The following is a 26,741-nucleotide window of genomic DNA, read 5'->3' as shown; positions in this document are numbered from 1 at the left end:
AAGACATGGAATATGAGCTAAACGATATCCGATCATTCGTGAAAATCGCCGAACTTGGGAGCTTTCACGAAGCAGCTGATGCCTTGCACCTGTCTCAACCCGCACTCAGTCGGCGGATAAAAAAGCTGGAAGAGGGGTTGGGCACCGCATTGCTTGATCGCACCACGCGCAAGGTCAGTCTCACGAGCGTCGGCCGTGACTTTCTTCCAAAGGCACGTCGGTTGCTGGACGACTTCGATGAGTCGATTCTCAATATCCGTGAATTGGCCGAACGCCAGATTGGCCGTGTCACCCTGGCGTGCATCCCTACTGCCGCATTCTATTTTTTGCCCTCAGTGATCCGCCTGTATAACGAGCGCTATCCAAAAATACGCATCCGTCTGCTGGATTTGAGTGCCAATGAGGGGCTTGAAGCGGTACTGCGCGGGGAAGCCGACTTCGGTATCAATATGATGAGTGGGCAGCACCCGGACATTGAGTTCGTCCCATTGGTCAGCGAACCTTTTGTATTGGCGTGCCGGCGTGATCATGAATTGGCCGGACGCAGTTCGGTCACCTGGTCTGAATTGAGCGATTACCGTCTTATCGGGGTAGGGCGCCTGAGCGGTAACCGGATGCTGCTCGATCACGCGCTGTCTGGCTTGAGTTGGCGGCCGCAATGGTTCTACGAAGTCCAGCACCTCTCTACTTCGCTGGGGCTGGTGGAGGCTGGACTGGGGGTTTCGGCGATGCCGAGCCTGGCCATGCCGGCGGAAGATCATCCCACGTTGGTCAGCGTCCCGTTGATCGAGCCAGTGGTAAACCGCTCATTGGGCCTGGTCTACCGCCGCGGGGCATCGCTCTCGCCGGCAGCGGAAAAATTCGTCTCGATACTGCTTGAGCAGTGGCCGCAATGAGCCATACGGCGAGTATTTTTTCTCAAACCCGACGCGGCTCGCCCTCGGCAATCTTACGCATCAGACTCAGGTAGCGACTCGCTGCCAGCCCCAGGGGGCGGTTCTTTACCCAGATGATATCGACCCATAACCGCATCTGACTTGGCATGTAGTCAAACACCACCTCCGTCAATGCACCCGAAGTGATCAAGGGTTGTACCAGCGGCTGTGGAAGATAAGCCCAGCCCAATCCTTGCTGCACCAGGTCCAGCGTTGCCAGGTAATTGTCGCTGTGCCAAATGCGCCGTGACAGCACAACACGTGGATCAGAGTCGGTAGGTCCTCCAGTGGCCACGATGATCTGCCGAACGTTGACCAGTTGCTCTTCACTTAAGGGGCTTTTCTTGCCGGCGGCGGCAGGATGATCAGGAGAGGCAACGGCCACCAGCAACTGGCTTCCCGCCTCAAGAAACGTCTCCCGCTCGTCGAGCCCTGGTCGTTCAAATCCAAGCGCCAATTGCACACGTCCCTCATGGAGCATGCGCATCGCCTCCGGATGGGACGCGGAGCGAATCTCGATTTCAAGCGTGGGGAACTCGCTGGCGATAATGGACAGCGGACGATTCCATACGCCTGTTTGCAACTCCGGCGCCATCGCAAGGACCAGGCGCTCCTCCAACCCTTGATGAAGCTGGAGAGCATGGGCGTCCAGCAGGTTTAGCTGGCTGGCGACCTGTCGTGCCTGGGGCTCAAGTGCTTTGGCGGCGGCCGTAGGAATGGCTTTGCGGGTTGATCGGTCAAAAAGCAATAAATCCAGCTCTGCTTCAAGCTGCGACACCGCCATGTTGATGGCCGAGGGTACCCGGCCCAATTTGCGTGCGGCGGCAGAAAAGGAGCCGCTGTCGACAACCGCAAGGAAAACTTTCAGTGACTCACTGGTAAACGCCATGGTGGTTGTCAGATTTTCTGATGATGATCGTCTTTATTTATCAGATTTATTAGCCTAATTTCCACTTCCATTACAAATTAAGTACGTGGGGAACACCATGTTAAATACTGATTTGGGGGGGCAAGTGGCACTTATCAGTGGTGCCGGAAGTGAAGCGGGTATTGGTATGGCGATCGCACGCAGGCTGGGTGCAGCGGGCGCGAGATTGATCATCACCGCTAGCAGCAACCGCATCGAGGATCGAGTTAAAGAGTTACTCGCAGAAGGGTTTGAAGTTGAAGGCCGGGCAACTGACCTCACCGATGAACGTCAGGTGCGTGAATTCGGCCTATGGGCCGCGTCAGTCTGGGGGCGGGTCGATATTCTGGTGAACAATGCCGGTATGGCCATGCAAGGAAGCCCTGAAGTTTTCTCGGAATTGGCAACGATGGAACTGCATGAGTGGAATCTTTCACTGGCCAGAAACGTAACGACCGCTTTTCTTCTGACACGGGCCGTTTTGCCCGGTATGAGGGCGAGAAGTTACGGGCGCATTGTCAATATCAGTTCCACCACGGGCACCCGAGGGAGCAATCCGGGGGAAGCCGCTTATAGCGCCGCCAAGGCAGCGATGGTGGGCATGAACATGGGGCTTGCGCTTGAAGTCGCCAAGCAGGGGATTACCGTCAACAGCGTGGCCCCCGGCTGGATTACCACGGGCTCAACCACGCCCGTTGAAGCCGAGGCGGGGCGCTTCACCCCGATTGGGCGCGCAGGCAGCCCCCGCGAAGTGGCGGCGGCGGTTGCATTTCTGGCATCGCCTGACGCCAGTTACATCACTGGGGAAGTCCTCGTGGTGGATGGCGGTAACTGTCTGGTCGAGAACAAAGCCCCTCACGGCGATTATTAAGTTTGAATACGCTCCAGCGCGCTCAATCCACGATATTGGGCGGGGGGCTATAACCGAGATTTATAAAAGCGCGATGTATCAAAGAACCGTTGAGTTCTTTGAGCTGTATCCGGCTGTCATTCAGCAACGGACTTTTAATTAAGTTGATAATTAACATAGGGTATTGATCATGTCGAAAAGTGGAATTAGTGAATCAGCGATTGCTGCTTTTACCGCCTCCGAGCGTGCCCGGTTTATAGAAAACAACCCAACTTCACTGGCGCTGGCCGAGCGCGCCAAGGCGAATCTGTTCAACGGTGTGCCCATGCACTGGATGAGCGACTGGTCGATGCCTTCGCCGCTCTTCGTACAGCGTGCAAAAGGGGCGCGCTTCACCGACGTTGACGGGCATGAATACATAGACTTTTGCCTTGGCGACACCGGCACGATGTTTGGCCATTCACCTGATCCTATTGTCCGCGCCATAACCGAGCAGGCGAATAATGGCTTGACCACGATGCTGCCGGGCGAAGACGCGGTGGTCTGCGGCGAGTTGCTGGCTCGGCGATTCAAGCTGCCTTACTGGCAAGTGACCGCCAATGCGACTGACGCCAACCGGTATGTGCTGCGCTGGGCGCGCGCGATCACTCAGCGCAACGTCTTGCTGGTGTTCGATGGCTGCTACCACGGCACCGTGGATGACGTGATGGTGCGCTACCGCGACGGCAAAACAGTGCACCGTTCAGGTCTTGTGGGCCAAGCCTACGACTTGAGCCAATACAGTCGATCCATCCCCTTCAACGATGTCGCCGCACTGGAGGCGGCGTTAGCCCAGGGCGATGTGTGCGCGCTGATGTGCGAGCCGGCGATGACGAACATTGGCATGGTCCTGCCGGATCCGGAGTTCATGCAAAAGTGCCGAGAGCTGACCCTTAAATATGGCAGCCTGTTGGTCATTGATGAGACCCACACTATTTCCACCGGCCTCGGTGGATGCACTCGCCAGTGGGATTTGAAACCCGACTTTTTCGTGGTGGGTAAACCCATTGCAGGTGGCGTCCCTTGCGCGGTGTTTGGCGTTAGCGAGCCAATCGCCTCGGCTATGCGCGACGTCCAGAAGACCATCAGCGAGGAGAGCGGCGGGCATGGCCACAGTGGCATGGGAACGACGCTGTCCGCCAATGCCCTGGCGATGCGTTGCATGCGCGTCAGTCTTGAAGAGGTCATGACAGAGTCTGCATACGAGCACATGTTGCCCCTGGCCTCAAGGCTGGCCCAGGGATTCCGACGGTTGTTCAAGCGGCACCAACTGAACTGGTCTGTCACAGAGTTGGGCGCGCGTTGTGAGTTTCAATTCTGTGCTACCTCGCCAAGAACAGGCGCGCAAGCCGAGGCGGCTTTTCATGACAGCCTTCAAATGGCGCTGCATCTTTATCTCATCAACCGCGGAATCCTGATCACGCCTTTTCACAACATGACCCTGTGCTGTCCGCAAACAAGTGATGCGGATATCGACAGGCTGATCGCTGAGTTGGATAACGCGCTGACCACCCTGCTTGCCCTACCTGGCGCGCGGGTTATCGCTTCATAACTGCACGTCTGAAAACGCCATTGTTCTTAAATACTGCCAGTCGCTTGAATAAGCGCTAAGAGGTTTGACATGCAATTTGCGGATAAAAAAGAGGCCGTAGATTATCTGGCCGCCCACCCTGAAGTGCTGAGCATCGAGTTGTTCCTTATCGACGCGAATGGCGTTCCACGGGGCAAACTGTTGCATCGCGACGAACTGCTGGCGATCTACGAAAATGGTCGGCCATTGCCAAGTTCCATTCTCGCCTTGACCGTGCAGGGTGAAGACGTAGAAGACACAGGCTTGGTCTGGGATGTTGCTGACGCCGATTGTTGGACGTACCCCTTGGCGGGAAGCCTGACCTTGCAACCCTGGCGCACCAACCCCACCGGTCAAGTGCAGGTGAGCATGCACCCGACCCAAGGTATTCCCGCCGCACCGGCGGACCCGCGCCACGTACTGGTGAACACCATCGAGCGGCTGAAAGCCGATGGATTCCATCCGGTCATGGCCGTCGAGTTGGAGTTCTACCTGCTGGACCGACAACGCGACGTCAACGGTCGGCCGCAGCCGGCGTTGCAGACCAATGGCGTACGCCCTGTTGCTCCACAGGTCTATGGCGTATACGAGCTGGAGCAGCTTCAACCGTTTCTTGATGACCTCTACGCGGCGTGCGCGCTGCAGGGGTTGCCGGTACGTACGGCGATATCCGAGTACGCGCCAGGCCAGGTCGAGTTGACGCTGGAGCATCGTTTCGACGCACTCCAGGCCATTGATGAAGGCGTACGTTACAAACGCCTGGTCAAGGGGGTGGCCAACAAACATGGGCTGCAAGCGTGCTTCATGGCCAAGCCATTCAGCGATCAGGCCGGAAGCGGTATGCACCTGCACGTCAGCCTGGCCGACGAGCACGGGAATAACCTGTATGCGAGTGAAGACCCACAGGGTACGCCACTGTTGCGGCACTCCATCGGCGGGATGATGGAGACCTTGTTTGACTCGCTGGCGATATTTTGCCCCCATGCCAATTCCTATCGACGCTTCCAGACCGGTAGTTACGCGCCGCTGGCTAAAAGTTGGGGCGTCAACAACCGTACGGTGTCGTTCCGCGTGCCCGGCGGCCCCGCCATCAGTCGGCACATCGAACACCGCATTTGCGGTGCCGATGCAAACCCCTATCTCGCCGCTGCCGCGTTACTGGCGGGTATTCACCACGGCATCACTCATCAAAGCGATCCCGGCGCGGCGATTGTGGGGAATGGCTATGAACAGGCGACCGATTTTCTACCCACCGACTGGCTGACAGCGTTGCAGGCACTGCAACGCTCAACCTGGGCACGTGAGGCGCTGGGCGCTGAATTCCTGAAGGTGTTCCTGGCGATCAAGTGGCGCGAGTTCCGTCAGTTCAATGCTGAAGTCGGAGAGCAGGACTGGCGCTGGTACCTCACTCACGCATGAATATCGACCCGTCAGGACGCCTTGAAATGGACCGCTGAGGCTACCTGACCTTTTTCTTGCGTGGCTGGCGCGTGGCCAAGTGTTCGAAGCAAAAAGAGGCAGTGCCGAACACGGCGATTATGGTCAGCACGATCATGCCTAGGGTTGAGTTTTCCACGATGGGCGTCCTACGTGATGGAGTAGGCGTCCACGGTAGAGTTACGGCGAAAGCGCCTCAATAGACCCGACGCAATCCTTACGACGCCGGGCCCATTATTACGCACTCTTTACGGTGCGTTGCGGCTGTGGCGGTAATCGCTGACGGCCTCGTACACCGCCTTGCGCAAGCGGTTGATACCCCCGATGGGGCGGTGTTCTTCCACGCCGAACCACGGGTTGAATGACTGGTTGTCACACGCCAGGTTCAGTTCAGGTGTATCGAAATCCTGAGCAGGGATCCGCACCTTGGCCACGCTTTCATAGGCCGCATCGCTCTCCTTCCATTCAATGCTGGTGTCTTCGATCGGCATGAATTTCTGCGGGTTCTGCCGCTGGATCTGCAGCACGAAACACGCCGGGACGCGGTCCGTGGACAACTGCTGGCTCAGGGCGCTGCGTAGGAAGTTCGGCAGGTCCTGGTTCTGTTTGGGCAGGACGTATTCCGGGCAGCTCTGCGGGTCTGGCGCCACGCGGAACTTGGCATTCGCCGCGCCGAACTTGTAGGGCGATACCGAGAAATAGGTAGTTTGCGTCGGGCTTGCCGGGGCCGGTGCCAGGGTTGCCAGGGCGATAAATAGATGACGCACCTGCCAAGTGCGTGGGTCAGCCTTGGGGAAGAACGCCAAGACTTTTTTGCCATCGGCCTGGGCGCCGATGTTCTGCGCGTATTCCGCCACATCGCTGACAAAGAAGTTCGGATGGCTAAACATCACGAAGTCCTGTTCCGTGCGGGTCTGCTGGTCGGCCAGCAGTTGTTTGCCCGGCACGTCCAACAGCTTGAGCGCCATGCCCCGGGCATCGCGAATGCTGTCGAACTGCGGGTAGGCGTTGCCGTTGGACAACCGCATCATGGCCTGCCAGGTCTTGCCCGGTTCGGCGAATACACCCTGGCGTAATGCCGGGTCGAGATCCGCCAGTACGCTGACTTCGGCCTTCACGCAGCCGTGGGCCTTGGCATGGGCATCACGCAGGTAGCGCGTGCCTTCGCGGTGCTGGTCAACGATGCGCACCGCCGTCTGGATGATGCCCTGAGTCATCGCGGCTTCACCTGCCGGTACGTGTTCATCCGGCGACACCGGCCCGCTGTGCTGCCAGGCATACCAGGCGGTAGCGGCCAGCCAGCCGAGCAAGCCGAGTCCGACCAGCCACAACAGGGTCTTGCCGAGAAACCTACCAATGCGCAGCCACAGGCGGGCGAGCAGGGACGGTTGGTCGTATCGAGATCGAATCATCATGGCAATTGTTGCTCCAGCGGGCCGCCCAGCACTTTGAGGTATTCCAGCAGCGCCCAGCGTTCCTGCGGCTGCAGGCCACGGCCGATGACGCCTTTGCCACGAGCGCCTGCACGGAATTCGTGGCCACTGTTGTGGTTGCCGGTAATTTTGGTATCGAACAGAAAAGCATTCTTGAACGCCGCAGTCTCGAAGCCGAGATGGCGAGGGTCGTAGTCGAAGGTGCCTTTATAGAACGTGGTGCTGCGCTCGTCCTGGGGCGAGAGCAGTTGGTAGATCGTCGGCACCGAACCGTTATGCAGGAATGGCGGGGTGGCCCACACGCCCGCCAGTGGACGGGCCTTGTAGGCACGCAGCTCGCGCACGCCAATCGGAAGGCCAAAACCATCCAGGCGCGGGCGTTCGGCCGGTGTGACACCGGCGGCGCGGTAAGCGTGGTCTTCGACGAAGGCGGTGACGTACGCCAGGCCCTTGGCCACGGACATTTTTTTCAGGTCCAGGGGTTCGGTTGGCGTCGGGTGCAGTTGGACATTCAGCTTGGATAGCTCCGCAGGGTCCCATTGCAGGGCGCTGAGGTCATAGCGCTGGTCTGCGATGTTGGTGGCGGTGCCGGGGTCGGTACCGATGTAGTCCACCGGCAGCATTTTCAGTGTCTGCACAGGGCGGCCACCTTCCTGGCTGACGGTGGGCACGTGGCAGCCGGCGCAGTTCTCGGCGAACAGCGCGCGGCCCTGAGCGGCTAGGGGCTTGTCGATAGGCCCGAACAATTCTTCGGGCCAGGTGGGCGGTTTGAGGCGTTGCAGGGTTTCTTCGATCAGGTGGAGGTCGCGCACTCGTACGCTGGACGGGTAACGCGCATCGCCTTGAAGCGGTTGGCCAGCGCCATCGAAAAACGTCAGGGTCGCCCCCACACCGAGCGCTTCGCCGATATTCCGTGCCATCGGTTGCTGGGCCGAGCCGTTCCATTGCACCCAATCGAAGGTCCAGATATCCCACAGCTGTGGGTAGTCCACAGGTGCGTTGGCGACGCGATAATTTTCCGGGGATATGGCATCGCCGAAGCTGGCATTGGCAATGCGGCCAAACGCGTCGGTACGGCCCGGCCCTTCTTCGGTGGGGTAGAGGCCGCGGTGTGTATCGTTCCAGGCGACTTTTAGGAACTTGTTCAGCGACTGCTTGAAGTCCTGGCGCAGTTGGCTGTGTTCGGCGTCGTAACGATCCCCCAGCACCTGACGGGCGAAGCGTTCGAATTTCCATGGGTTGTAATAAGTCGCTGCAAGGCTGGCGACCAAGGCCTGGCCAAAGCTGCCGCCGCGTAGTGTTGGCACGCTTGAAGGCAGCACATGCTGGGCCGAACCGCCGTCAATCCGCAAGGCCTGACCTTTGAAATGCAGCTCGCCGGTGTGGCAGGCGGCGCAGGTGATGTCCAAGTACTCAACGTTGCTGCCCGCGTTTTTATGTCGGGCAAAACCTACCGGCAGGTTGCCGGGGTTTTGCGCGGTGGGCACTTGCTTGGGATCCACAAGGAAACCGAAGCGCGCCAGGTACTCTGGCGTGGCAAAACGTCCCTCGGAGAACGGCAGCTCCAGGGCGGTGAACCAGTCGTAATGCAGGCCTTTTACCTGGGTGCCTTGGGGCGTGAAGTAATAGGTCTGGCGGTCGGCGGCGCTCCATTGATCCTGATAGTGCACCTGCTCCACGGGCACGTAGTTCGGTAGCTTGGGGTTAACGGTGTAATAGAGCACCACGGCCAGTGATAGGACCAGAATGGCGAATATCAGGAGTAAAACACGGGAAAAAATGCGCAAGATAACTATCCTTGTCGAGTTGTAGCGTTGTTATGCCACTACGCCATAAGTGCGGCAAGTGGCCATGAGCCTTATGAGAGGCGGTCCCGCGATCCGTCGCGGACGCCCATCATGAATGAAAATGCTTTTAAACACGTGAACTTATCGGAAGTTTCCTGCTCACATGCCGGTAGCCATTGGTCGTGGCCGCCTGATAAGCTCGCGACTTTATTCGAATGCCCTATTGGCGCATGAACAAGGAAATAGCATGAAACAGCATCGGTTGGCGGCGGCGGTGGCCCTGGTTAGCCTGGTACTTGCGGGTTGTGATTCGCAGACCAGCGTAGAGCTGAAAACCCCGGCGCAAAAAGCTTCCTACGGCATCGGCCTGAACATGGGCAAAAGCCTTGCTCAAGAAGGCATGGATGACCTGGATTCCAAAGCAGTAGCCCAGGGCATCGAAGATGCCGTTGGCAAGAAAGAGCAGAAGCTCAAAGACGACGAACTGGTTGAAGCGTTCGCCGCACTGCAAAAACGTGCTGAAGAACGCATGACCAAAATGAGCGAAGAGTCGGCAACCGCCGGCAAGAAATTCCTCGAAGACAACGCCAAGAAAGACGGCGTCGTCACCACCGCTTCCGGTCTGCAGTACAAGATCATCAAGAAAGCTGACGGCGCACAGCCTAAGCCGACTGACGTTGTGACTGTTCACTACACCGGTAAACTCACCAACGGCACCACCTTTGACAGCTCCGTGGATCGCGGCAGCCCGATTGACCTGCCGGTCAGCGGCGTGATCCCAGGTTGGGTCGAAGGCCTGCAACTGATGCACGTCGGCGAGAAGGTCGAGTTGTACATCCCGTCCGACCTGGCCTACGGCGCCCAGAGCCCAAGCCCGGCGATTCCAGCCAACTCCGTGCTGGTATTCGACCTGGAACTGCTGGCCATCAAGGACCCAGCCAAGGCTGAAGCTCCTGACGCACCAGCCGCCAAGAAGTAATAGGCGCCTGAACACACAACGCCCCGTCTCGACGGGGCGTTGTTGTTTCTGAAGCACTTACATTGCGGTTTGGGCAAATCCAAACGAACATCCCTGGCCAGTGGCAGTCTGATATAAGGCTAAGGCACCACTAGCCGCACACAACCGCCAAGTCAATGAAATCTTGGGTTTTTTTGATGTGCGCAAAAAACGCCCGATCTGACTGAAAGCCTTTTAAACCGTGGCTTTCAGCCAGTAAAACAGGCTCTGTTCACAAGGTTATCCACAATTTGTGTGGATAACCTTTCTGTTTGATGGAACTGGAGTGACAGATGAAACCACCCTTCAATTTCACCCGTTTCCTACCCATGGCTGCACGCTTGCTGGGCCGTGGGCGCCTGCCGACCCTGCTGTTCGCGGTGGCCGCCAAGGGGTCAAGCCAGGGCAATCGCCTGGGCAAGCTCAAGGATGATTTCAAACTGCTCCAGGCCCTGTGCCTCGCGTACTGGCGGGGAGAGTATCGGGCGATCAGTCCCAAGGCGCTGATCTCGGTGGTAGCGGGGCTGATGTATTTCCTCAGCCCGATTGATGCGATTCCGGACTTTATCCCGATGTTCGGCATGCTCGATGACATCGCCGTACTTGCGTGGGTCATGAAGACCCTGGAGGGCGAACTGAGCGCTTTTCGCGCCTGGCGTGACGCGCAGCGCCCGGAAAAGCTCGCGGTGGTTGAGCGTTTGCCTGCGACCCCGGCCTTGCTGGCCAAGGAAAACCCGCAAAAAAACGGATGAGGCAGCTATCCCCTGCGACCTTTGTGGCTGTTAGGATTACACTCCTAAGGAAAGAGCTTACTCAGTAAGTGCAGTTATCCTACGGGGCAGTCATGGATATTCAGATAATTTCACGTAATGGCGAACCCGAGTACGCGGTGTTGCCATGGGATCAGTACCAGGCGCTGCTAAAAGCTGCCGGTCAGCAACAGCCTTCACCGCCTCCTTCTCGTACTGTCCAACCCGCACCTGACCAGGACTTGCGCCCGCTCGCAGACCTGCGCGGTTTGCGTGAAACCAAGGGCCTGGCGATTGAAGTGCTGGCTCGCACCGTGGGCATCAGCCCGTCGTATCTCGGATTGATCGAAAGTGGTGAACGTCAGCCGGATGCCGCGATACGACGCAGCCTGGCCTGGGAATTAGGCGTTGCAGGTTGGAGGGATGAATCTTGAGCCTACGTATCAGCCGTCAGCATTGGGATGGGTTACTTAACGAACTGGACCAGGCGCGCCGCCAGCGCCATCTGTTGACTTACCGCGCGCTGCTGGAGCGCCTGCAGTTTCCGACGCCGGCGATGCAAACCCTGGCCGCTGCTCTGGAGCACCTGGCGGCATTGGACGCCAAGGCTGAGCAACCGTTGCGCAGCTCCCTGGTGATCAGCCAGGGCGCCAGCCGCCTGCCGCGTACCGGCTTCTTTGAATGCGTGGAGCGCCTCGGGCGCTTCAGCGGACCCTCCGATGGCGTGGCCGCGGCGTCCTGGCATGCCTCCGAAGTGGTGCGGGTGTTCGAATACGAGTATCCGGAGTCGGCCGAGGCCTAAAGCGTCTGGGGCAACATGTCCATGCTGTCGATCACATGGATGCTGTAACCAGCCACATCCTTGGCATGGTGCTTGGCCTGCGACGCCAATTCCGCCAACTGGCTGGCATCGAGTTGTCCACAGGCCTGTGGATACAAATGCACCACTCCAATCGACAACGACAGCAGCGCAAATTCCTGGCGCACGCCCTGACGGTTCAGTGCCACAAAGCAACCAGCGTCGAGATGCTCGGCGCGGTAGAAACGCCGGCATTGGGTATGGAAGTCATCCAGCAACTGGTTGAGCCGCTTGCGCCATTCCTGTGGCCCCAGCACCAGCAAAAAATCATCGCCGCCGATATGCCCGACGAAGTCGCGGCTGGGGTCGACCCGGTCGTTCAAGCACTGCGCCAGGCACAGCAACACCTCATCCCCACGCCCGTAGCCGTAGATGTCATTGAACGGTTTGAAGCTGTCGATATCCACGTAGCAGATCACTGACTCGCGCTGTTGCTGCAACAGCCGTGTCAGGCACTGCTGGATCGGTACATTGCCGGGCAGCAGCGTCAGCGGGTTGGCGTAGCGGGCCTGTTGGATTTTCAACTCGGTGATCAGCTTAAGCACATCGATCACTCGGCCCAGGCCCAGGTAATCGCCATTGAGCGTGATGATGAAGTCTTCCTCGATACGTTGCCTTGCGCGGCTGGTCAGCAAGCGGCTGACCTGCTGCAGTGACTGGCTCAGCTCCACCGCCAGAAAGTCAGTGCTCATCAAGCGACTTATGGGTTTGCGAGCGAACAGGTCAGTGGCAAACGGCTTGAGCAGCGCGTCGGACAGCGAATGCCGATGGACGATGCCAACGGGGTGCCCACGCTCATCCAGCACCGCCAGGGAGTTGAGGTTGGCCTGGCGGCGGAATGCTTCCAGCACCTTGGCCGTGGCGGTGCCTTGATCCACTGCCGGTTGCTCATTGAGCAGGGCGCTGAGGTCGCTGCCTTCGTCGTTGAGCGTCACCGTGGTCTGGTCCGGTTTGGGCAACATCAGCCGTGCTTCTTGTGGCGGTTGTTCCTGTGGACGGCAGAGCAGGTAACCCTGCACCAGATCGACGCCCATCTCAGTCAACACCGCCAGTTCTTCCGGCAATTCAATACCTTCGGCGATGACCTGGGCACGAGAGGCCCTGGCGATTTGCAGGATCGAACCGACAAACTCGCGCTTGAGTGCATCCTGATGAATGCCGTCGATGAAGTGCCGGTCGATTTTCACGTAGTCCGGACGCAACTCCGACCATAAGCGCAGGCTGGAATAGCCGGCACCCAGATCATCCAAGGCAATTGAAAAGCCCATGTTGCGGTAATGGTGCAGGGCGGTTTGCAACAGGTCGAAATCGTCGGTGGGGGTTTGCTCGGTGAGTTCGATCACCACTTGGCTCGGCGGAATGCCCAATTCGCGCAGCAGCTGCAGGGTGCGTCCCGGTTGGTGCGCCGTTTCCATCAAGGATTCCGGCGAGATATTCAGGAACAGCTTGCCTGGAAGCTTTTGATCGCTGAAGCGTCGGCACGCGCTTTCGCGGCATGCCATTTCCAATTCGCTGAGGCGCCCGGTTTGCCTGGCCACCGAGAAAAGCGCAACGGGGGAGTGCAGAGGGCTGTTGGACGGGCCACGACTAAGGGCTTCGTAGCCGAGGATGCGCCGTTCGGACAGGCAGATGATCGGTTGGAACAGGCTGTGCAAACTGCGTTGAGCCAGGATAGAGCCCAATGCATTCAGCTGTTCGGTCATGGTCATGGTGATCTCGATCGAAAAAAAAGGACCGCAGGCGATAAGCCTGCGGTCCTTCATTTCACGACAGAATGATGTCTATATGATGACACTCTGGGGAGCGATCACGTTAAATCGCCATCATTTACTGCTTGGCTACCTGCTTGGTGATTTTCAGGTAGTCCAGCAGGATCCGGCCTGTCTCGGCCAGGTACGCATCGTCTTCCGGCTTGGTTTTATCCGCTTCGGTCGGCAGCGCGTCTTCGTCTTCTTTCTTCAGCTCCTTGAGTGGTTCTTCGCCCTTGGCCTTGCGGCGGACGTTCTCCAGCACAAGCTGCTTGTTTTCGATATCGCTGTGCTGCGCGCGACGGTCCACTTCATTGAGGCTGACGGTTTTTTCTTCCATCAACTTCTTGGCCAGGGCCAGCTTGTCGCGAATAAACACGAACTCTGCATCCATGGCGGAGCGGGTATCGTGGTCAGCTTTCAACTGTGCCAGGAACGGCTTGAATGGATCCGTAGCAGGCTTGATCGCTGGCCGGATGGTGTCCCACGGCATGGCTTCCGGCAGAGCGCTTTCGCCGATTTCCTTGGTGTCGATGATCGACGGGAAATCGATGTCCGGCAGCACGCCCTGATGTTGGGTGCTCTGCCCGGAAACCCGGTAGAACTTGGCCAACGTCAGCTTGAGCTCGCCATGGTTCAGCGGCTGGATCGTCTGCACGGTGCCTTTGCCGAAGGTCTGGCCGCCGATGATCAACGCGCGGTGATAGTCCTGCATGGCGCCGGCGAAAATTTCCGAGGCCGAGGCTGAGAGGCGGTTGACCAGCAGCGCCATCGGGCCTTTGTAGAAGGCGCCCGGGTTCTCGTCTTCAAGCACGTCCACACGGCCGTCAGCGTTGCGCACCAACACGGTCGGACCTTTGTCGATAAACAGGCTGGTCAGCTCGGTGGCTTCCTGCAGGGAGCCGCCGCCGTTGTTGCGCAGGTCGATGACCACGCCGTCGACTTTTTCCTTCTGCAGTTCAGTGAGGATCTTCTTCACGTCGCGAGTGGTGGACTTGTAGTCCGGGTCGCCAGCGCGGAAGGCCTTGAAGTCCAGGTAGAAGGCCGGGATTTCAATCACGCCCAGTTTGTAGTCCTTGCCATCCTGCTTGAGGTTGAGGACTTTCTTCTGCACCGCCTGGTCTTCGAGCTTCACCGCTTCACGGGTGATGGACACGATCTTGCTGGTCTGGTCGTTTGGCGCATTGGTGTGCGGAATCACTTCCAGGCGCACCACGCTGCCTTTCGGCCCACGGATCAGCTTGACCACTTCGTCCAGGCGCCAGCCGACCACATCGACCATCTCTTTGTCGGCCTGGGCCACACCGATGATCTTGTCCGCCGGAGCGACCTGCTTGGTCTTGTCTGCCGGACCGGCCGGCACCAGACGCACGATCTTCACTTGGTCATTGTCGCTTTGCAGGACGGCACCAATGCCTTCCAACGACAGACTCATATTGATATCGAAATTTTCCGCGTTATCTGGCGACAGATAATTGGTGTGCGGGTCGTAGGACATCGCGAAGGTGTTGATGTAGGCCTGGAAGATATCTTCTGCACGGGTCTGGTCCAGACGCGCCAACTGATTCTTGTAGCGCTTGGTCAACAGCTCCTGAATGGCCTTGGGCTCTTTGCCGGCGATCTTCAGGCGCAGCACTTCGTCCTTGACGCGTTTGCGCCACAGGTCATCTAGGGCGGCGGTGCTGGTCAGCCAAGGGGCGTCCTTGCGATCCACCAGAAGGGTTTCCTTCTGGGTGAAGTCGAGCTTGTCGACGCCTTTGTTCAGCTCAGCCAAGGCGAAATCCAGACGCGCTTTGACGCGGTCCAGGTAGCGCTTGTAGATGGTGAAGCCGGGCTGCAGGTCGCCGCTCTTGAGGAAATCGTCGAACTGGCTCTTCCACTTGTCGAACTCAGCGATATCGCTGGCCAGGAAGTAGCTGCGCGACGGATCCAGCAGCTTGAGGTAGCTGTCGTAGATGATCACCGAGCGAGCGTCGTCCAGCGGCGGCTTGCTGTAGTGATGGCGCTTAAGCAACTCGACCACGTTAAGGCTGGCAATCACCTCATCGCGATCCGGTTGAAGGTTGTCCCAGCTGTTGGCTGCGAACGTATTGGTCGACATCGACGCGAAGCCGAGACCAATGAAAAGAGCGAGGGCGGTGCTGGGGAACAGATGCTTCATGCTGATTCGACGCGGGGGCAATTGATAACGCATATTAGGCCGTCTTTGAAGTTGCCGGTTCCATAGGGGCCGGTCGCATAATGCAAAAAGCCCGCGCTACTGCTACGGGCTCAGTCCAGACTCACTATGGAGGCACTGTGAAAGCATTGCAAGGCGTTGAAGGTCATGTGGAGTGGTTGGACGAACCAAGTCCTACATGTGACGTAGGCCAAGTTCGCATTCGCGTGGCGGCTGCGGGTCTTAATCGCGCCGATTTATTACAGCGTGCCGGGCTCTATCCGCCACCCCCTGGCGCCAGCTCTGTGCTGGGCCTGGAATGTTCCGGGGTGATCAGCGAAGTGGGGCCTGGTTCCTCGTGGCAAGTGGGGGATCGAGTCTGTGCGTTGCTCGCCGGCGGTGGCATGGCCGAAGAGGTGGTGGTAGATGCTCGGCATGTGCTGCCGGTGCCGGAAGGTCTGTCGTTGATTGAAGCGGCGGCCTTGCCTGAGGTGTACAGCACCGCATGGCTCAATCTGTTCCAACTGGCGGGCCTCAAGCCCGGTGAGAAAGTGCTGCTGCATGCCGGTGCCAGTGGCGTGGGCTCGGCGGCGATCCAACTGTGCAAGGCGTTTGGCAGCCCGTGCTGGGTCAGCGTCGGCTCGGCGCAACGCCTGGCCTACTGTGAAGACCTGGGCGCCCAGGGCGGCGTGGTACGTACCGATGGGATCGAAGGGCTGCGGGATTTCGGGCCGTTTGATGTGATCCTTGACCCGGTCGGCGGCAGCTATGCGGCGCTGGATCTGAAGCTGCTGGCGCTGGACGGCCGTTGGGTGTTGATCGGTTTGATGGGCGGTCGCGAGGCGCAGTTGGACCTGGCCCAAGTGCTGGGCAAGCGTATCCAGTTGTTGGGCTCGACCCTGCGCAGCCGTGACGATCAGTTCAAGGCAGACCTGTTCAGTGACTTGAGCCAGCATGTCTGGCCGTTGTTTGCCGAAGGGCGCTTGAGCCCGCAGTTGGCCAAGACCTTCCCAATCAAGGATGCCGAGGCGGCGTTTGCTGAGCTTGCGACTAACCAGATTTCAGGGAAGTTGGTGTTGGTGATCGACGAAAGCGTGACCTGACCTTGAATTGAAATGCGACCAAATGGGGAGGGGGCTTGCTCCCGATAACCGTGTGTCAGTGAAGAATATTTCATCTGACCCACCGGCATCGGGAGCAAGCCCCCTCCACATTCGCCTGATTGGATTTCAATTCAAGATAGCGGGTGTCAGATCCAATGGTGGATTGGCCAACCAGCCTTCTCTGCATGCTCGCGCAGCACCGGATCCGGGTTCACCACCTGCGGGTGATCCACCTTCAGCAGCAACGGCAGATCATTGCGCGAATCCGAATAGAAGTACGCGCCATCCAATGTCTCACGTTCCTGCTCCAGCCAATCCAGCAATCGCGTGATCTTGCCTTCGCGGTAGGTGAGTACACCCACGGTACGGCCGCTGTACACGCCATGGCTCACGTCCAGATCAATCCCCAACACCTCATCAATACCGATTCGCGCCGCAATCGGTTTCACCAAATGCGTTCCCGATGCCGAAATCACCAAAATCCGGTCGCCCTTCGCACGATGCCTGGCGATGGTCTTAGTGGCCTCGCTGTAGATCAGCGGTTCAATCACGTCCTCCACCCACGGCTCGACCAGATGATCGATCTCTTCCGGGGTGCGGCCGATCATTGGCTCCAGGCTGAAGTCCATGAAGTCCTCCATGGCCAGTTCGCCGCGGCTGTAGGCGTCCATCAGTTCGTTGTTCCTGCGCATGAACGACTCGGGGTCGACCCATCCCAAGCGGCCCATCTGCTCGCTCCACAGGGTGGCGCAGTCGCCGTGGATCAGGGTGTCGTCCAGATCAAAAATTACCAATGCCATCCGTCACGCTCTCTTTGTAAATCGTTGCATCAGGCTACTTCACACAGCGCACTGGGGTCGATGGAAAGTGCCAGGCGTTGACCATCCGGGTGAAGATCGTCCGCCGAGCGGTTGAGCACATCGACGACCAGTTCCACGCCGCGCGCTTCGATGCGGTAGCGGATCACGTTGCCCAGCAGGCTGTGGCTGCGCACCAGTGCATCCAGTTCGCCGCTGCGGCTCAGTTCGATGGCTTCGGGGCGAATCGCGATGCGCCCACTGATCGGGCGTTGCAGCAATTGGCTGGCCTTGTCGGCGTCGAGCAGGTTGTAGTTGCCGATAAAACCGGCGGCGAACACGTCGACTGGCGCCGTGTAGAGGGTCTCGGCATCGCCGCTTTGCACGATCTTGCCCTGGTTCATCAGGAAGATGCGGTCGGACATGGTCAGGGCTTCTTCCTGATCATGGGTCACGAAAATCGTGGTCAGCCCCAGTTCGCGCTGGATCTGGCGAATCTGCTCACGCAGGTGCTTGCGAATGCGTGCATCCAGCGCCGACAGCGGCTCATCCAGCAGCAGCAGGCGTGGGCGTGTCACCAGGGAGCGGGCGAGGGCCACGCGCTGGCACTGGCCGCCAGACATCTGGTGCGGGTAGCGCCCGGCCAGGTCTTTGAGCTCTACCAGTTGCAGTACTTCCTGCACGCGCTTGTGGCTGTCGTCGGCGTTGACCTTTTGCATGCGCAGGCCGAAGGCGACGTTCTGTTCCACGGTCATGTTGGGGAACAGCGCGTAGCTCTGGAAGACCATGCCGATGTTTCTTTTCTGCGGGCTCAGCGGAACGATGTCCTGGCCATCGAGCAGAATTTTCCCACTGTCCACCGAGGTCAGACCGGCAATGCAGCGCAGCAGCGTGGACTTGCCGCACCCGGACGGGCCGAGCAGGGTGACGAACTCGCCTTTGGCAATTTCGCAGTTGATATCGCTAAACACGGGCGTACCGGAGTAGCCCTTTTGCAAGTGTTGGACGCTGACGAAGCTCATTGGCTTTTGTCCTTGTTCAAGATATTGGCGGCCCAGGTCAGCACCAGCACAAAGAAGAAATAGGAAATGACCACGGCACTGGTGAAGTGTCCGCTGCTGTTGCGCATGTTGTTGAGGTACACCTGCAGGGTCTCGTAGCGGGTGCCCACCAGGATGTTGGCGAACACGAACTCGCCGAACAGGAACGAGAACGACAGCAGCAGCGCCACCATCAAGCCTTTGCGCAGGTTGGGCAGCACGACGAAGATCGCCGCTTGCCAAGTGCTGGCGCCCAGCAGTTGGGAGGCGTCCATCAGGTCGCGCAAGTTGATGGCTTGCAGGTTGTTGGTGATCGCCCGGTACATGAACGGCAGCGCCACGGTGAAGTAGCAGCCGATCAAGATCCATGGCGTGCCCACCATTGCCAACGGCCCGGAACCATAGAGTTGCAGCAGGCCCACCGATGACACCACTGGCGGCACCGCGAAGGGCAGCAGGATCAGGATGTTCATCAGCGCGTCGAGCTTGGGAAAGTGGTAATGCACCACGAACAGCAGCGGCAGAATGAGCACCACCGACAGGATCAGCGCGCCCACGCACACTAGCAGCGACTGCCCGAAGGCCATCAGAAAGCGCGGGTCGCTCCAGAGCTGCACGTACCACTTCACGGTGAAGCCCGCCGGCAGGATGGTTGCCGACCAACTACTGGCAATCGAGTAAACGAACGTGCCCACCAACGGCAATACCAGGATCGCAAAGAGCAGGTACACCACCACGCGGTGGTAGAGGGAGGCCGGGCCGGCTTCAGCGCGAGACATGGTAGCTCCTCTTGAGCAGCAGTTGATGGACCACGGTGATCACGGTCATCAGCGCCACCAGCACAACGGCCAAGGCGCTGGCCATGTTCGGATCCAGGGACACATCGCCGGAGACCAGCCCCGCGATACGGATCGGCAGCACGTTGAAGTTGCCGGTGGTCAAGGCGTAGACCGTGGCGTAGGCGCCCAAGGCATTGGCGAGCAGGATCACGAAGGTGCCCAGCAGCGCAGGCGTCAGCACCGGCAAACCGATGTGCCGCCAGAACTGCCAGCCATTCGCGCCGAGCAACGACGCGGACTCGCGCCAGTCTTCACGCAGCGCATCGAAGGCCGGGTACAACAGCAACACGCCGAGGGGGATCTGGAAGTAGGTGTAGAGGATGATCAGCCCGGTCTTGGAATACAGGTTGAAGTCCTGAATGATCCCGGCCTGCTTGAGCATGAGAGTGATGCTGCCGTTGAACCCCAGCAAAATGATGAACGCGAACGCCAGGGGGACGCCGGCGAAGTTGCTCGTCATGTTGGCGAAGGCGGTAACGAAGTTGCGCAGCGGCCCATCGACGCGGCGTAGCGAATAACTGCCGAGAGTGGCGATGATGATGCCGAAAATGCTGGAGTAAAAACTGATCTCCAGGCTGAACTGGATCGCTTGCCGGTAGAACTTCGAGCTGAAGATCCGGGTGAAGTTTTCCAGGCCCCAGCCGGCCTCTTCGGTTTGCAGGCTGTTGATCAGCACCCACACCAGCGGTGCGATCTCGAACACGATAAAGAACAGCGCGAAGGGCACCAGGCACAGCAATGCCAGCCATTTGCCGCGAGTCATGGCATTCACTTCAATAGCTCCCGGCATACAGGTTTGTCGTGGGGCACGCCCAGCAGTTCGCAGACGGTGCCGCACAGGTCGGTCTGTTTCGGCGTGGCGTTGGCATCCAGGCTGAAGGCATCGCCGAGGACGAACAGCGGCACTTCACGTTCTTCCGGCAGCAGGCCGTTGTGCGAGCGGTCGTTGTTCATGCCGTGGTCGGCGGTCACCAGCACTTGGCAGCTTGCGTCAAGCCAGCCTTGCAGGTAGTCAGCCAGGATGATGTCGGCCGAGCGTGCGCTGTTGCGGTATTGCGCGCTGTCGAGGCCGTGCTTGTGGCCGGCGTCGTCGATGTTCATCGGGTGCGCCAGCAGAAAGTCCGGCGCGTGCTTGAGTCGCAGGCTTTCGGCGTCGGCGAACAGGTGGGAATCGGGGTAATGGTCATTCCAGTAGAAATGTCCGTGCTGGATCGCCAGCGTCGTGTCGTCGGTATGGCGATCACGGGCGGCGAGAAAGGGCGAGCGGTTATACAACTCGCTGACCCAATGGTAAGCCGCCGCTGCAGTGCTAAGACCTGCGTCGGTGGCGTAATGGAAAATGCTGCGCTGGTTGGACAGGCGCGCGACCTGGTTGTGCACGATACCGCTCTGGATCGGTGGCACGCCGGTGAGGATGCATTCATAGAGCGGGCGGGACAGCGAGGGCAGTTCACATTCCAGCTTGTAGAGGGCTGCGCGTCCTGCGCCGACATAGGCCTGCAAGTGCCCCATGGCGTGTCGGGCAACCTCGAAGTTCAGGCCGTCGAGCACGACAAGGATGACAGTGTGCTTCATGGGGGAGAGCGCTCCGCAACGATTGACTTGGCTCAATTCCTCTGGAGGAACGGGGTCAGAAATGTGGGAGGGGGCTTGCCCCCGATAGCGGTGTGTCATTCAACGGATTTGTTAGCTGATCCACCGTCATCGGGGGCAAGCCCCCTCCCACATTGGATCTCCACTGGAGCTCCAATGTGGGATAAAACCCTTACTTCATCTCTACGATGACCTGCTCATTCCACAGCTGCGGCAGCTTCTTGGAAGTCGCTTCCCAGGCATCGGCATCCTTGATCGGTTGCGGGTTGGCCTTGGTGTACTGCTCGCCCGGGATCAGGTTCTTGGCGATTTCAGCCGGCAGTTTCAGGTCGGTTTCCGCACGGATCGGACGCGCATTGCCCTTGGCCAGGTTGAGTTGGCCGGCATCGCTGAAGATGTACTCGCGGGTCAGCTTGGCGGCGTTCGGGTGCTTGGCGTATTTATTGATGATGGTGGTGTAGCCGGATTTCACCGAGCCGTCCGAGGGGATCAGCACCACGTAGTCATCCGGGTTGGCCATCTTGGCTTTGTAGCTCAGGCCGTTGAAGTCCCAGACGATGCCTACTTCGACTTCACCTTTTTCCATGGTGGCGATGGTCGGGTTGGACAGGCCGAGCCGGCCTTGCTGGGCGATCTTCGTGAAGAACTGCAGGCCTGGCGCGATGTTCTTTTCATCGCCTTTGTTGGCGATGGCCGCCGCCAGCACGGCGTTGGACGCCTGGGCCGCGGTGCTCACGTCACCCACCGAGACTTTGTATTTGCCGGTTTGCAGGTCGGCCCAACTGGTGGGGACTTCGGAACCGTGCAGCAGCTTCTTGTTGACGATAAACGCGATGGTGCCGGTGTAGGCGAGGGCCCAGTGACCGTCTTTGTCTTTCGCCCAGTCCGGCACCGAAGCCCAGGTGGACGGTTTGTACGGCTGGGTGACTTCCTGCTTCACCGCAATCGGACCGAACGCTGCGCCAACGTCGCCGATGTCGGCGCTGGCGTTGTCTTTCTCGGCCTTGAACTTGGCAATCTCCTGGGCCGAGCTCATGTCGGTGTCGATGTGCTTGAGGCCGTAGGTCTTGGCCAGGTCTTCCCAGGTGCCTTTCCAGTTGGCCCAGTCATCGGGCATGCCGACGCTGTTGACGGCGCCTTCCGCTTTCGCGGCGGCTTCCAAGGTTTTTAGATCGGTATCAGCGGCCATGGCGGCGGTGCACATGGCAATGGTCGAGCCTAACAGTGATGCCAGGAAAAGCTGTTTCATCCGAAGCTCCTTTGGGCGTTTTCAACGCTGCGTTTTTATGAACGTTTGCGGTGGTGTTGGTCTAGGTCAGAGCAATACCTGAGCCAATTTAGGCTCGATGGATGACAGTTTCATGTCGTTGTCGTTTTTAACGCGCCGATGTGGCTCGGCACAGGCTGAGCGTAGACCATGCCCAAGTGCCCGTAGGCTCTGGACTTGGCCGGTGTATTGCAAGAGGTGCGGCATGCACTTGAGGCGGGCTGTCATCTGTCGGTCATCTGCAATGCCTACGCTTGCACGCAGTCGCAAGGGCCCGATTGCGGAGCTTTTATGCACCTGAACGGTGCTGGTCTAGTCCAGATAGGTAACGTTGATGCGTGATGAGGCAATCAAGGCGGTGACATCCATCGGCCTGGCGCTGCAAGAGCAGATCGACCATGGACTTTTGCCGCCTGCAAGCAAACTGCCCGCCGAGCGCAAGCTCAGCGAGTTGTTCGGTACCACCCGAATTACCGTGCGGGAAGCCTTGTTACAACTTGAGGCCCAAGGGCAGATTTATCGCGAGGAACGCCGGGGTTGGTTCGTATCGCCGCCACGATTGGCCTACAACCTGATGCAGCGCAGCCACTTTCACGCGATGGTCAACGACCAGGGCCGTGTGGCGTCCACCGAAGTGATTTCGGCGCGCCTGCAACCTGCATCGGCGGCGGTGTGTGCATGGCTGCAACTGCCGGCATTGTCCAGCGTGATCCAGATCTGCCGAAGCCGGCGGATCGATGGGCGACTGGTGTTGTATGTGGAGCACTACCTGAACCCGCAATATTTCCCGGGGATTCTTGAGTGCGACCTGAATCAGTCGATGACCGAGTTGTACGTGCGCAAATACGACTTGCACTACGGACGGGTGCGCTTCGAGATTGTGCCGACGTCACTGCCGGTGGAAGCCGCCGCCGCATTGCGCGTGTCGGTGGGCAGCCCGGGTTTGCGGATTGCTCGGGTTAATTATGACCAGCACCAGCGCTTGATCGACTGCGACCTGGAGTTCTGGCGGCATGATGCGATTCATGTGGGCGTGGATGTGGTTTAACCACCGCTCTCCCGGCGCTGAGCTTGCTTCTCTAGTGAGCAGGCTTGCCCTGCGCTGGGCTGCAAAGCAGCCCTAAAACAGGGTGCTGGTCACCTCCATATCAGTGACTGAGCGTCTTGATTACCTGATCCACATTGGTTTCCAGCTCCGTCACCGGGTCTGCACCGTCGACATTCAGCACCAGCAATGTCGAGCCGCCTGCCGTGATGGCGGCTTTCACCGCTTCACTCGGCTGGCGATGGTGCAGCACCACGGCCACATCGTTGTCCTTCAATTCAGTACTGAGTGTGTGCAACGCCTCAGGTGTCCACTCGGCATCCGGTCGCGCATCGGTGCTGATCAGTTCCAGGTTCAGGCTGCTGACCAAATACCCAAAGTGATCGCTCAAACTGACCACACTCAGGTTGTCCGCCTTGGCCAGCCGGGCTTCGCTGTCGGCGGTGAGCTTGAGCAGGCGTTGCTTGAGTGCAGCCAGATTGGCGTCGATTTTCACCTTGGCGCCCGGTGCCAGGCGGCTCAGGTCGGTGGACAAGACATCGGCCATGCGCCCCAGGTTATTGCTCGATTGCCATGGTTGGCTGTTCAAACCGTCAGCGACGCCCGGCTGCACGGCGATCCCCGGCAACCCGCCGTCCACGGGGCGTGCGGCATCGACTTCGACAATGCGGATGTTGCTGCGCCGTGCCACGGGGTACAGCGGATCATCTGCCCACAGCGAGCGCAGGCCGATGGCGGCGTCGGCGTCCTGGGCCAGCGCGCTCAGTGCGGAGGCGCCACGGCCGGTGAAGTACGACACCTGGCGCGAGCCCGGCAGGTTGGCCGGGGCTGCGCGCTCAAGCTGCACGTCGGTGCCTTTGAGCAGCACCTCGGCCAGGCCATAAGTGATTGGCAGCGACGCCAGCACCTTGACCGGTTTGGCGGCGTGGGCAGCCGGTTTGACTGCCTCGGCGGCGATCAGCGGCGGACTGATTAAACAGGCGATGGCCAAGGCGAGAGGCTGAAGAACAGAGCGCATTATCCAAAGTTCCCTTTGAGGCTGGGCACGGTGCCGCGCGCGATGGCGGCAAAAGCGAAAGCGATACCGGCCATCAGGATGATCGCGGCACCGGAAGGAATCGGCAGGTCGAAGATGATCGGCAGCAGGATCCCGCACAGGGTACTGACAGTGGCGATCACCACCGAGACCCAGAAGAAGCCTTTGAGCGACTGGCTCAACAGGCGCGCCGCCGCCGCTGGAATCACCAGCAGGGCGCCGACCAGAATCGCGCCGATGACCTTGACTGCCGCGACGGTGATCAGCGTCACCAGAATTACGAACAGATAATCGAGGGTCTTCACCGCCACTCCGCGCACTGCCGCCAGTTGCGGGTTAAAACTGGCGAGCATGATGCGGTTGTACAGCGGCAGCGCCAGAGCCATCACCAGCGAGCCGACAATCGCCAGCACCAGCAGATCGTTACCGTTGACCGTCAACACCGAACCAAACAGCACGTTCTCCAGGATGTGCACGTTGATCTTGCCCGCCAGGATCAGCAGCAGGCTTGCGCCCAGCGCCAGGGACACCGACAGGAACACGCCGATCAAAGTGTCCGGCGCCAGGCCGGTGCGGTTACGCAGGTAATTGAGCAGGATGCCAAACAGCAGGCAGTAACCGAACAGACTGCCGTAGGGGCCGGTGTAGGGTTCACCGAGCAAAATGCCCACGGCGACGCCGGTCAGCGCAGCATGGCCGACGGCTTCGGAGAAAAACGCGAAGCGCTTGACCACTACCAGCGTGCCCAAGCCGCCGAGCACTGGGCCGATCAGCAAACCGGCGAGCAGGGCATTGACTACAAAACCATAGGCCAGTGCCTCCGGCAGGTAACCGGCAGAGGCCCAGCCCTGGACCATCAGGCGAAACGCTTCATAACTCATTGCGCCGGGCTCCGAGGGTGGGTGGAGAACAGGGTCAGCAGGCGATCCGGGGTGAGCGCCTCCTGTGGCGTGGCGTCGAACAGCACGCGGCGGTTAAGGCCGGTAACGCGGTCGGCCAGACGGCCTACGGCTTCGAGGTCGTGCTCGATCCACAGCACGGTCATCCCGGCGAGGCGCCAGTCACTGAGCAGGCGTTCGAACACCTGGATGCCCGCTTCATCGAGGGCCGACATCGGCTCATCCAGCACCAGCAATTGCGGCGCAGGGATCAAGCCCTGGGCCAGCAGCACGCGTTGGCGTTCACCTCCGGACAATGCACCCATGCGCCGCTTGCGTTTGTCCTGCATGCCGACCCGTTCCAGAGCCTCGCCAATCGCCGCGGCGTAATGCTTGGACAAGCCCAGAAACGCCGGGCGCCGCTGGCACATGGCGGCCATGAAATCGTCCACGGTCATCGGCAAACCCCGGTCGAATTCCAGCGCCTGGGGCACATAGCCGATTGTGCCCGGCGTGGTCGGCCACTGCAGGCTCAAGCGACCCTGATGCGGCGTTTGTCCCAGCAGGGTCTTGATCAGCGAGCTCTTGCCGCCGCCGTTGGGGCCGACCAGCGCGTGGATGCTGCCCGGCTGCACCTGGAAACTCACGCCGTCGAGGATCACGGTGCGGCCCAGGGTCAGGGACACCGTGTCGAAGTCGAGTGTCGGGCCGACGCTGGCGACCTTCAGGGATTGTGCCGCCGTCATGCGCCCGACTCCTGAATCGCCCGGACCACCGTGTTGAGGTTGCCGGTCATTTCCACTTCGTACTTTTCAGCGCTGTATTCGCCATAGGAAATATGCGACAGCGGGTACAGCTTGACCCCGGATTCACGCTGGATGGTGTCGACGTAGGTGGAGGGGAAATCCATCTCCGAGAAGATCACCTTCACGTCCAGGGCGCGCAGTTCGTCGATGGTCTTTTTCAACTGGCTGGGGCTGGGCTCAATGCCGTGGGCCGGCTCGACCACGGCGGTGACTTCCAGGCCGAATTCACGCAGCAGGTAGTCGTAGGCCGCATGCACAGTGGCGACGCGCAGGTCCGGGTTAGGCGCGCTGGTCAACTTGGCGAGGGCGTCGGCGCGCATCTGGCGCAGGCGTTTGCCATAGGCACGCGCGTTCTGGGTGTAGGTCTTGGCGTTGTCCGGGTCGAGCTTGCCCAGTTCACGGGCGATGTTGTTGACCTGGGCAATCGATGCACTGATCGACAGGAAGGTGTGCGGGTTGACCACCTTGCCCGCACCGCGCGCGGCATTGCCGGTGGCGGCCAGCAACGGCACGTTGGCGTTGGCTTCGATCACCGGGATGTCCGGGCGCTCGCTGGTGGCGATCATACGGTCGGCGAAGTCGTCGTGGCCGACGCCATTGAGCACGATCACGTCCAGGGTGCCGATGCGCTTGATGTCTTCGGCGCGCGGCTCGTAGGCGTGTGGGTTGAAACCGGCTGGAATCAGCGGCACCACGTCGGCCTTGTCGCCGACGATATTGGCCACGTAGCTGTAATAAGGGTGCAGCGTGATGCCGATACGCAGGCGTTTAGCCGCTTCGGCGTTGGCCAGCGGGGCGAGTATCAGGCTGAGCAGGCTGACCAGCACCAGGCGCAACAGGGGAGATGAAATAGACATGGGCAATCGGT

Annotated in this window: 25 protein-coding genes; 10 read left to right on the top strand and 15 right to left on the bottom strand. The window is 59.6% G+C overall.

Translation table 11 applies throughout. The features are described from left to right. Positions 1–5: 5 nt before the first annotated feature. The gene (locus ACEN2T_RS28405; RefSeq protein WP_032885988.1) at positions 6–896 is read left to right on the top strand and encodes a LysR family transcriptional regulator; all 891 of its coding nucleotides are present in this window, start codon (positions 6–8) and stop codon (positions 894–896) included. A gap of 22 nt (positions 897–918) precedes the next feature. Here the strand turns inward: ACEN2T_RS28405 and ACEN2T_RS28400 are convergent, their stop codons facing one another. Further along, positions 919–1,824, bottom strand: a complete 906-nt coding sequence (locus ACEN2T_RS28400) for a LysR family transcriptional regulator (protein WP_032885989.1) — start codon at positions 1,822–1,824, stop codon at positions 919–921. A 97-nt stretch (positions 1,825–1,921) separates the two neighbouring features. Here ACEN2T_RS28400 and ACEN2T_RS28395 point away from each other — a divergent pair, with 97 nt between their 5' ends. From ACEN2T_RS28395 to ACEN2T_RS28385, 3 genes are all read left to right on the top strand, one after another. Further along, positions 1,922–2,713 (top strand): SDR family NAD(P)-dependent oxidoreductase, encoded by a 792-nt coding sequence (locus tag ACEN2T_RS28395; protein WP_442117907.1) that lies wholly within the window; start codon positions 1,922–1,924, stop codon positions 2,711–2,713. A gap of 169 nt (positions 2,714–2,882) precedes the next feature. After that, positions 2,883–4,283, top strand: a complete 1,401-nt coding sequence (locus tag ACEN2T_RS28390; protein WP_442117906.1) for an aspartate aminotransferase family protein — start codon at positions 2,883–2,885, stop codon at positions 4,281–4,283. Between the two features lie 69 nt (positions 4,284–4,352). Beyond that, entirely contained in the window at positions 4,353–5,720 is a 1,368-nt protein-coding gene (locus ACEN2T_RS28385; protein ID WP_032885992.1) for a glutamine synthetase family protein, read from the top strand. Positions 5,721–5,986: 266 nt separating this feature from the next. Here the strand turns inward: ACEN2T_RS28385 and ACEN2T_RS28380 are convergent, their stop codons facing one another. Beyond that, complete coding sequence (locus ACEN2T_RS28380) at positions 5,987–7,153, bottom strand: catalase family protein (RefSeq protein ID WP_122752742.1); 1,167 nt, start codon at positions 7,151–7,153, stop codon at positions 5,987–5,989. Beyond that, a complete protein-coding gene (locus tag ACEN2T_RS28375; protein WP_032885994.1) occupies positions 7,150–8,958 on the bottom strand; it encodes a di-heme-cytochrome C peroxidase in 1,809 nt (602 codons plus the stop codon). The genes ACEN2T_RS28380 and ACEN2T_RS28375 overlap by 4 nt, the downstream gene beginning before the upstream one ends. Before the next feature lie 247 nt (positions 8,959–9,205). Between ACEN2T_RS28375 and ACEN2T_RS28370 the strand changes: the two genes are divergently transcribed. The 4 genes from ACEN2T_RS28370 (at position 9,206) to ACEN2T_RS28355 (ending at position 11,506) form a co-directional block, all read left to right on the top strand. Continuing rightward, positions 9,206–9,937: an FKBP-type peptidyl-prolyl cis-trans isomerase gene (locus tag ACEN2T_RS28370; protein ID WP_032885995.1), complete on the top strand. Its 732-nt coding sequence runs from the start codon at positions 9,206–9,208 to the stop codon at positions 9,935–9,937. 311 nt (positions 9,938–10,248) lie between these two features. Next, the gene (locus ACEN2T_RS28365) at positions 10,249–10,707 is read left to right on the top strand and encodes a YkvA family protein (protein ID WP_010211619.1); all 459 of its coding nucleotides are present in this window, start codon (positions 10,249–10,251) and stop codon (positions 10,705–10,707) included. A 92-nt stretch (positions 10,708–10,799) separates the two neighbouring features. Then, positions 10,800–11,138, top strand: coding sequence for a helix-turn-helix domain-containing protein (locus ACEN2T_RS28360; protein WP_032885997.1), 339 nt, complete (start codon positions 10,800–10,802; stop codon positions 11,136–11,138). Continuing rightward, positions 11,135–11,506 (top strand): hypothetical protein, encoded by a 372-nt coding sequence (locus tag ACEN2T_RS28355; RefSeq protein ID WP_005786715.1) that lies wholly within the window; start codon positions 11,135–11,137, stop codon positions 11,504–11,506. The genes ACEN2T_RS28360 and ACEN2T_RS28355 overlap by 4 nt, the downstream gene beginning before the upstream one ends. Here ACEN2T_RS28355 and ACEN2T_RS28350 read toward each other — a convergent pair. Together ACEN2T_RS28350 and ACEN2T_RS28345 are read right to left on the bottom strand one after the other, a co-directional pair. Continuing rightward, entirely contained in the window at positions 11,503–13,272 is a 1,770-nt protein-coding gene (locus ACEN2T_RS28350; protein ID WP_401383777.1) for a bifunctional diguanylate cyclase/phosphodiesterase, read from the bottom strand. The two genes, ACEN2T_RS28355 and ACEN2T_RS28350, sit on opposite strands and share 4 nt — an antisense overlap. Positions 13,273–13,390: 118 nt before the next feature. Then, the gene (locus tag ACEN2T_RS28345) at positions 13,391–15,472 is read right to left on the bottom strand and encodes a carboxy terminal-processing peptidase (protein ID WP_177326425.1); all 2,082 of its coding nucleotides are present in this window, start codon (positions 15,470–15,472) and stop codon (positions 13,391–13,393) included. A 137-nt stretch (positions 15,473–15,609) separates the two neighbouring features. Here ACEN2T_RS28345 and ACEN2T_RS28340 point away from each other — a divergent pair, with 137 nt between their 5' ends. Beyond that, the gene (locus ACEN2T_RS28340) at positions 15,610–16,572 is read left to right on the top strand and encodes a zinc-binding dehydrogenase (RefSeq protein ID WP_099603152.1); all 963 of its coding nucleotides are present in this window, start codon (positions 15,610–15,612) and stop codon (positions 16,570–16,572) included. Between the two features lie 146 nt (positions 16,573–16,718). Here ACEN2T_RS28340 and ACEN2T_RS28335 read toward each other — a convergent pair whose 3' ends face one another. The 6 genes from ACEN2T_RS28335 to ACEN2T_RS28310 all read right to left on the bottom strand — a co-directional run bounded on the left by ACEN2T_RS28335 (position 16,719) and on the right by ACEN2T_RS28310 (position 22,090). Next, positions 16,719–17,372 (bottom strand): HAD family hydrolase, encoded by a 654-nt coding sequence (locus ACEN2T_RS28335; RefSeq protein ID WP_095184295.1) that lies wholly within the window; start codon positions 17,370–17,372, stop codon positions 16,719–16,721. A gap of 29 nt (positions 17,373–17,401) precedes the next feature. Next, a complete protein-coding gene (locus ACEN2T_RS28330) occupies positions 17,402–18,391 on the bottom strand; it encodes an ABC transporter ATP-binding protein (RefSeq protein WP_032886002.1) in 990 nt (329 codons plus the stop codon). Then, complete coding sequence (locus ACEN2T_RS28325; RefSeq protein ID WP_032886004.1) at positions 18,388–19,188, bottom strand: ABC transporter permease; 801 nt, start codon at positions 19,186–19,188, stop codon at positions 18,388–18,390. The genes ACEN2T_RS28330 and ACEN2T_RS28325 overlap by 4 nt, the downstream gene beginning before the upstream one ends. After that, the gene (locus tag ACEN2T_RS28320) at positions 19,175–20,011 is read right to left on the bottom strand and encodes an ABC transporter permease (RefSeq protein ID WP_163033160.1); all 837 of its coding nucleotides are present in this window, start codon (positions 20,009–20,011) and stop codon (positions 19,175–19,177) included. Before ACEN2T_RS28320 ends, ACEN2T_RS28325 begins: the two co-directional genes overlap by 14 nt. 5 nt (positions 20,012–20,016) lie before the next feature. Continuing rightward, entirely contained in the window at positions 20,017–20,823 is an 807-nt protein-coding gene (locus tag ACEN2T_RS28315) for an alkaline phosphatase family protein (RefSeq protein ID WP_442117905.1), read from the bottom strand. A gap of 190 nt (positions 20,824–21,013) precedes the next feature. After that, the gene (locus ACEN2T_RS28310) at positions 21,014–22,090 is read right to left on the bottom strand and encodes an ABC transporter substrate-binding protein (RefSeq protein ID WP_032886007.1); all 1,077 of its coding nucleotides are present in this window, start codon (positions 22,088–22,090) and stop codon (positions 21,014–21,016) included. A gap of 352 nt (positions 22,091–22,442) precedes the next feature. Here ACEN2T_RS28310 and ACEN2T_RS28305 point away from each other — a divergent pair, with 352 nt between their 5' ends. Beyond that, positions 22,443–23,156 (top strand): UTRA domain-containing protein, encoded by a 714-nt coding sequence (locus ACEN2T_RS28305; protein WP_032886008.1) that lies wholly within the window; start codon positions 22,443–22,445, stop codon positions 23,154–23,156. Positions 23,157–23,256: 100 nt separating this feature from the next. On the opposite strand, the gene ACEN2T_RS28300 is transcribed toward ACEN2T_RS28305, so the two are convergent. From ACEN2T_RS28300 to ACEN2T_RS28285, 4 genes are read right to left on the bottom strand one after another with little or no spacing between them, the layout of a single operon-like run. Further along, positions 23,257–24,171: a metal ABC transporter solute-binding protein, Zn/Mn family gene (locus tag ACEN2T_RS28300; protein WP_442117904.1), complete on the bottom strand. Its 915-nt coding sequence runs from the start codon at positions 24,169–24,171 to the stop codon at positions 23,257–23,259. Then, entirely contained in the window at positions 24,171–25,070 is a 900-nt protein-coding gene (locus tag ACEN2T_RS28295; protein ID WP_032886010.1) for a metal ABC transporter permease, read from the bottom strand. Before ACEN2T_RS28295 ends, ACEN2T_RS28300 begins: the two co-directional genes overlap by 1 nt. Continuing rightward, positions 25,067–25,813 carry a metal ABC transporter ATP-binding protein gene (locus ACEN2T_RS28290; protein WP_032886012.1) on the bottom strand — a complete coding sequence of 249 codons (747 nt, stop codon included), beginning with the start codon at positions 25,811–25,813 and terminating at the stop codon, positions 25,067–25,069. The genes ACEN2T_RS28295 and ACEN2T_RS28290 overlap by 4 nt, the downstream gene beginning before the upstream one ends. Further along, a complete protein-coding gene (locus ACEN2T_RS28285; RefSeq protein ID WP_122764331.1) occupies positions 25,810–26,730 on the bottom strand; it encodes a metal ABC transporter substrate-binding protein in 921 nt (306 codons plus the stop codon). Before ACEN2T_RS28285 ends, ACEN2T_RS28290 begins: the two co-directional genes overlap by 4 nt. Between the last annotated feature and the right edge of the window lie 11 nt (positions 26,731–26,741).

Origin of the sequence: Pseudomonas sp. W22_MBD1_FP4 (assembly GCF_052113765.1) — a bacterium.
In the GTDB taxonomy this organism is placed as follows: Bacteria; Pseudomonadota; Gammaproteobacteria; order Pseudomonadales; family Pseudomonadaceae; genus Aquipseudomonas; species Aquipseudomonas sivasensis.
The sequence above is the reverse complement of the archived record's forward strand: the minus strand, read 5'-3'. Positions and strand labels throughout refer to the sequence as shown.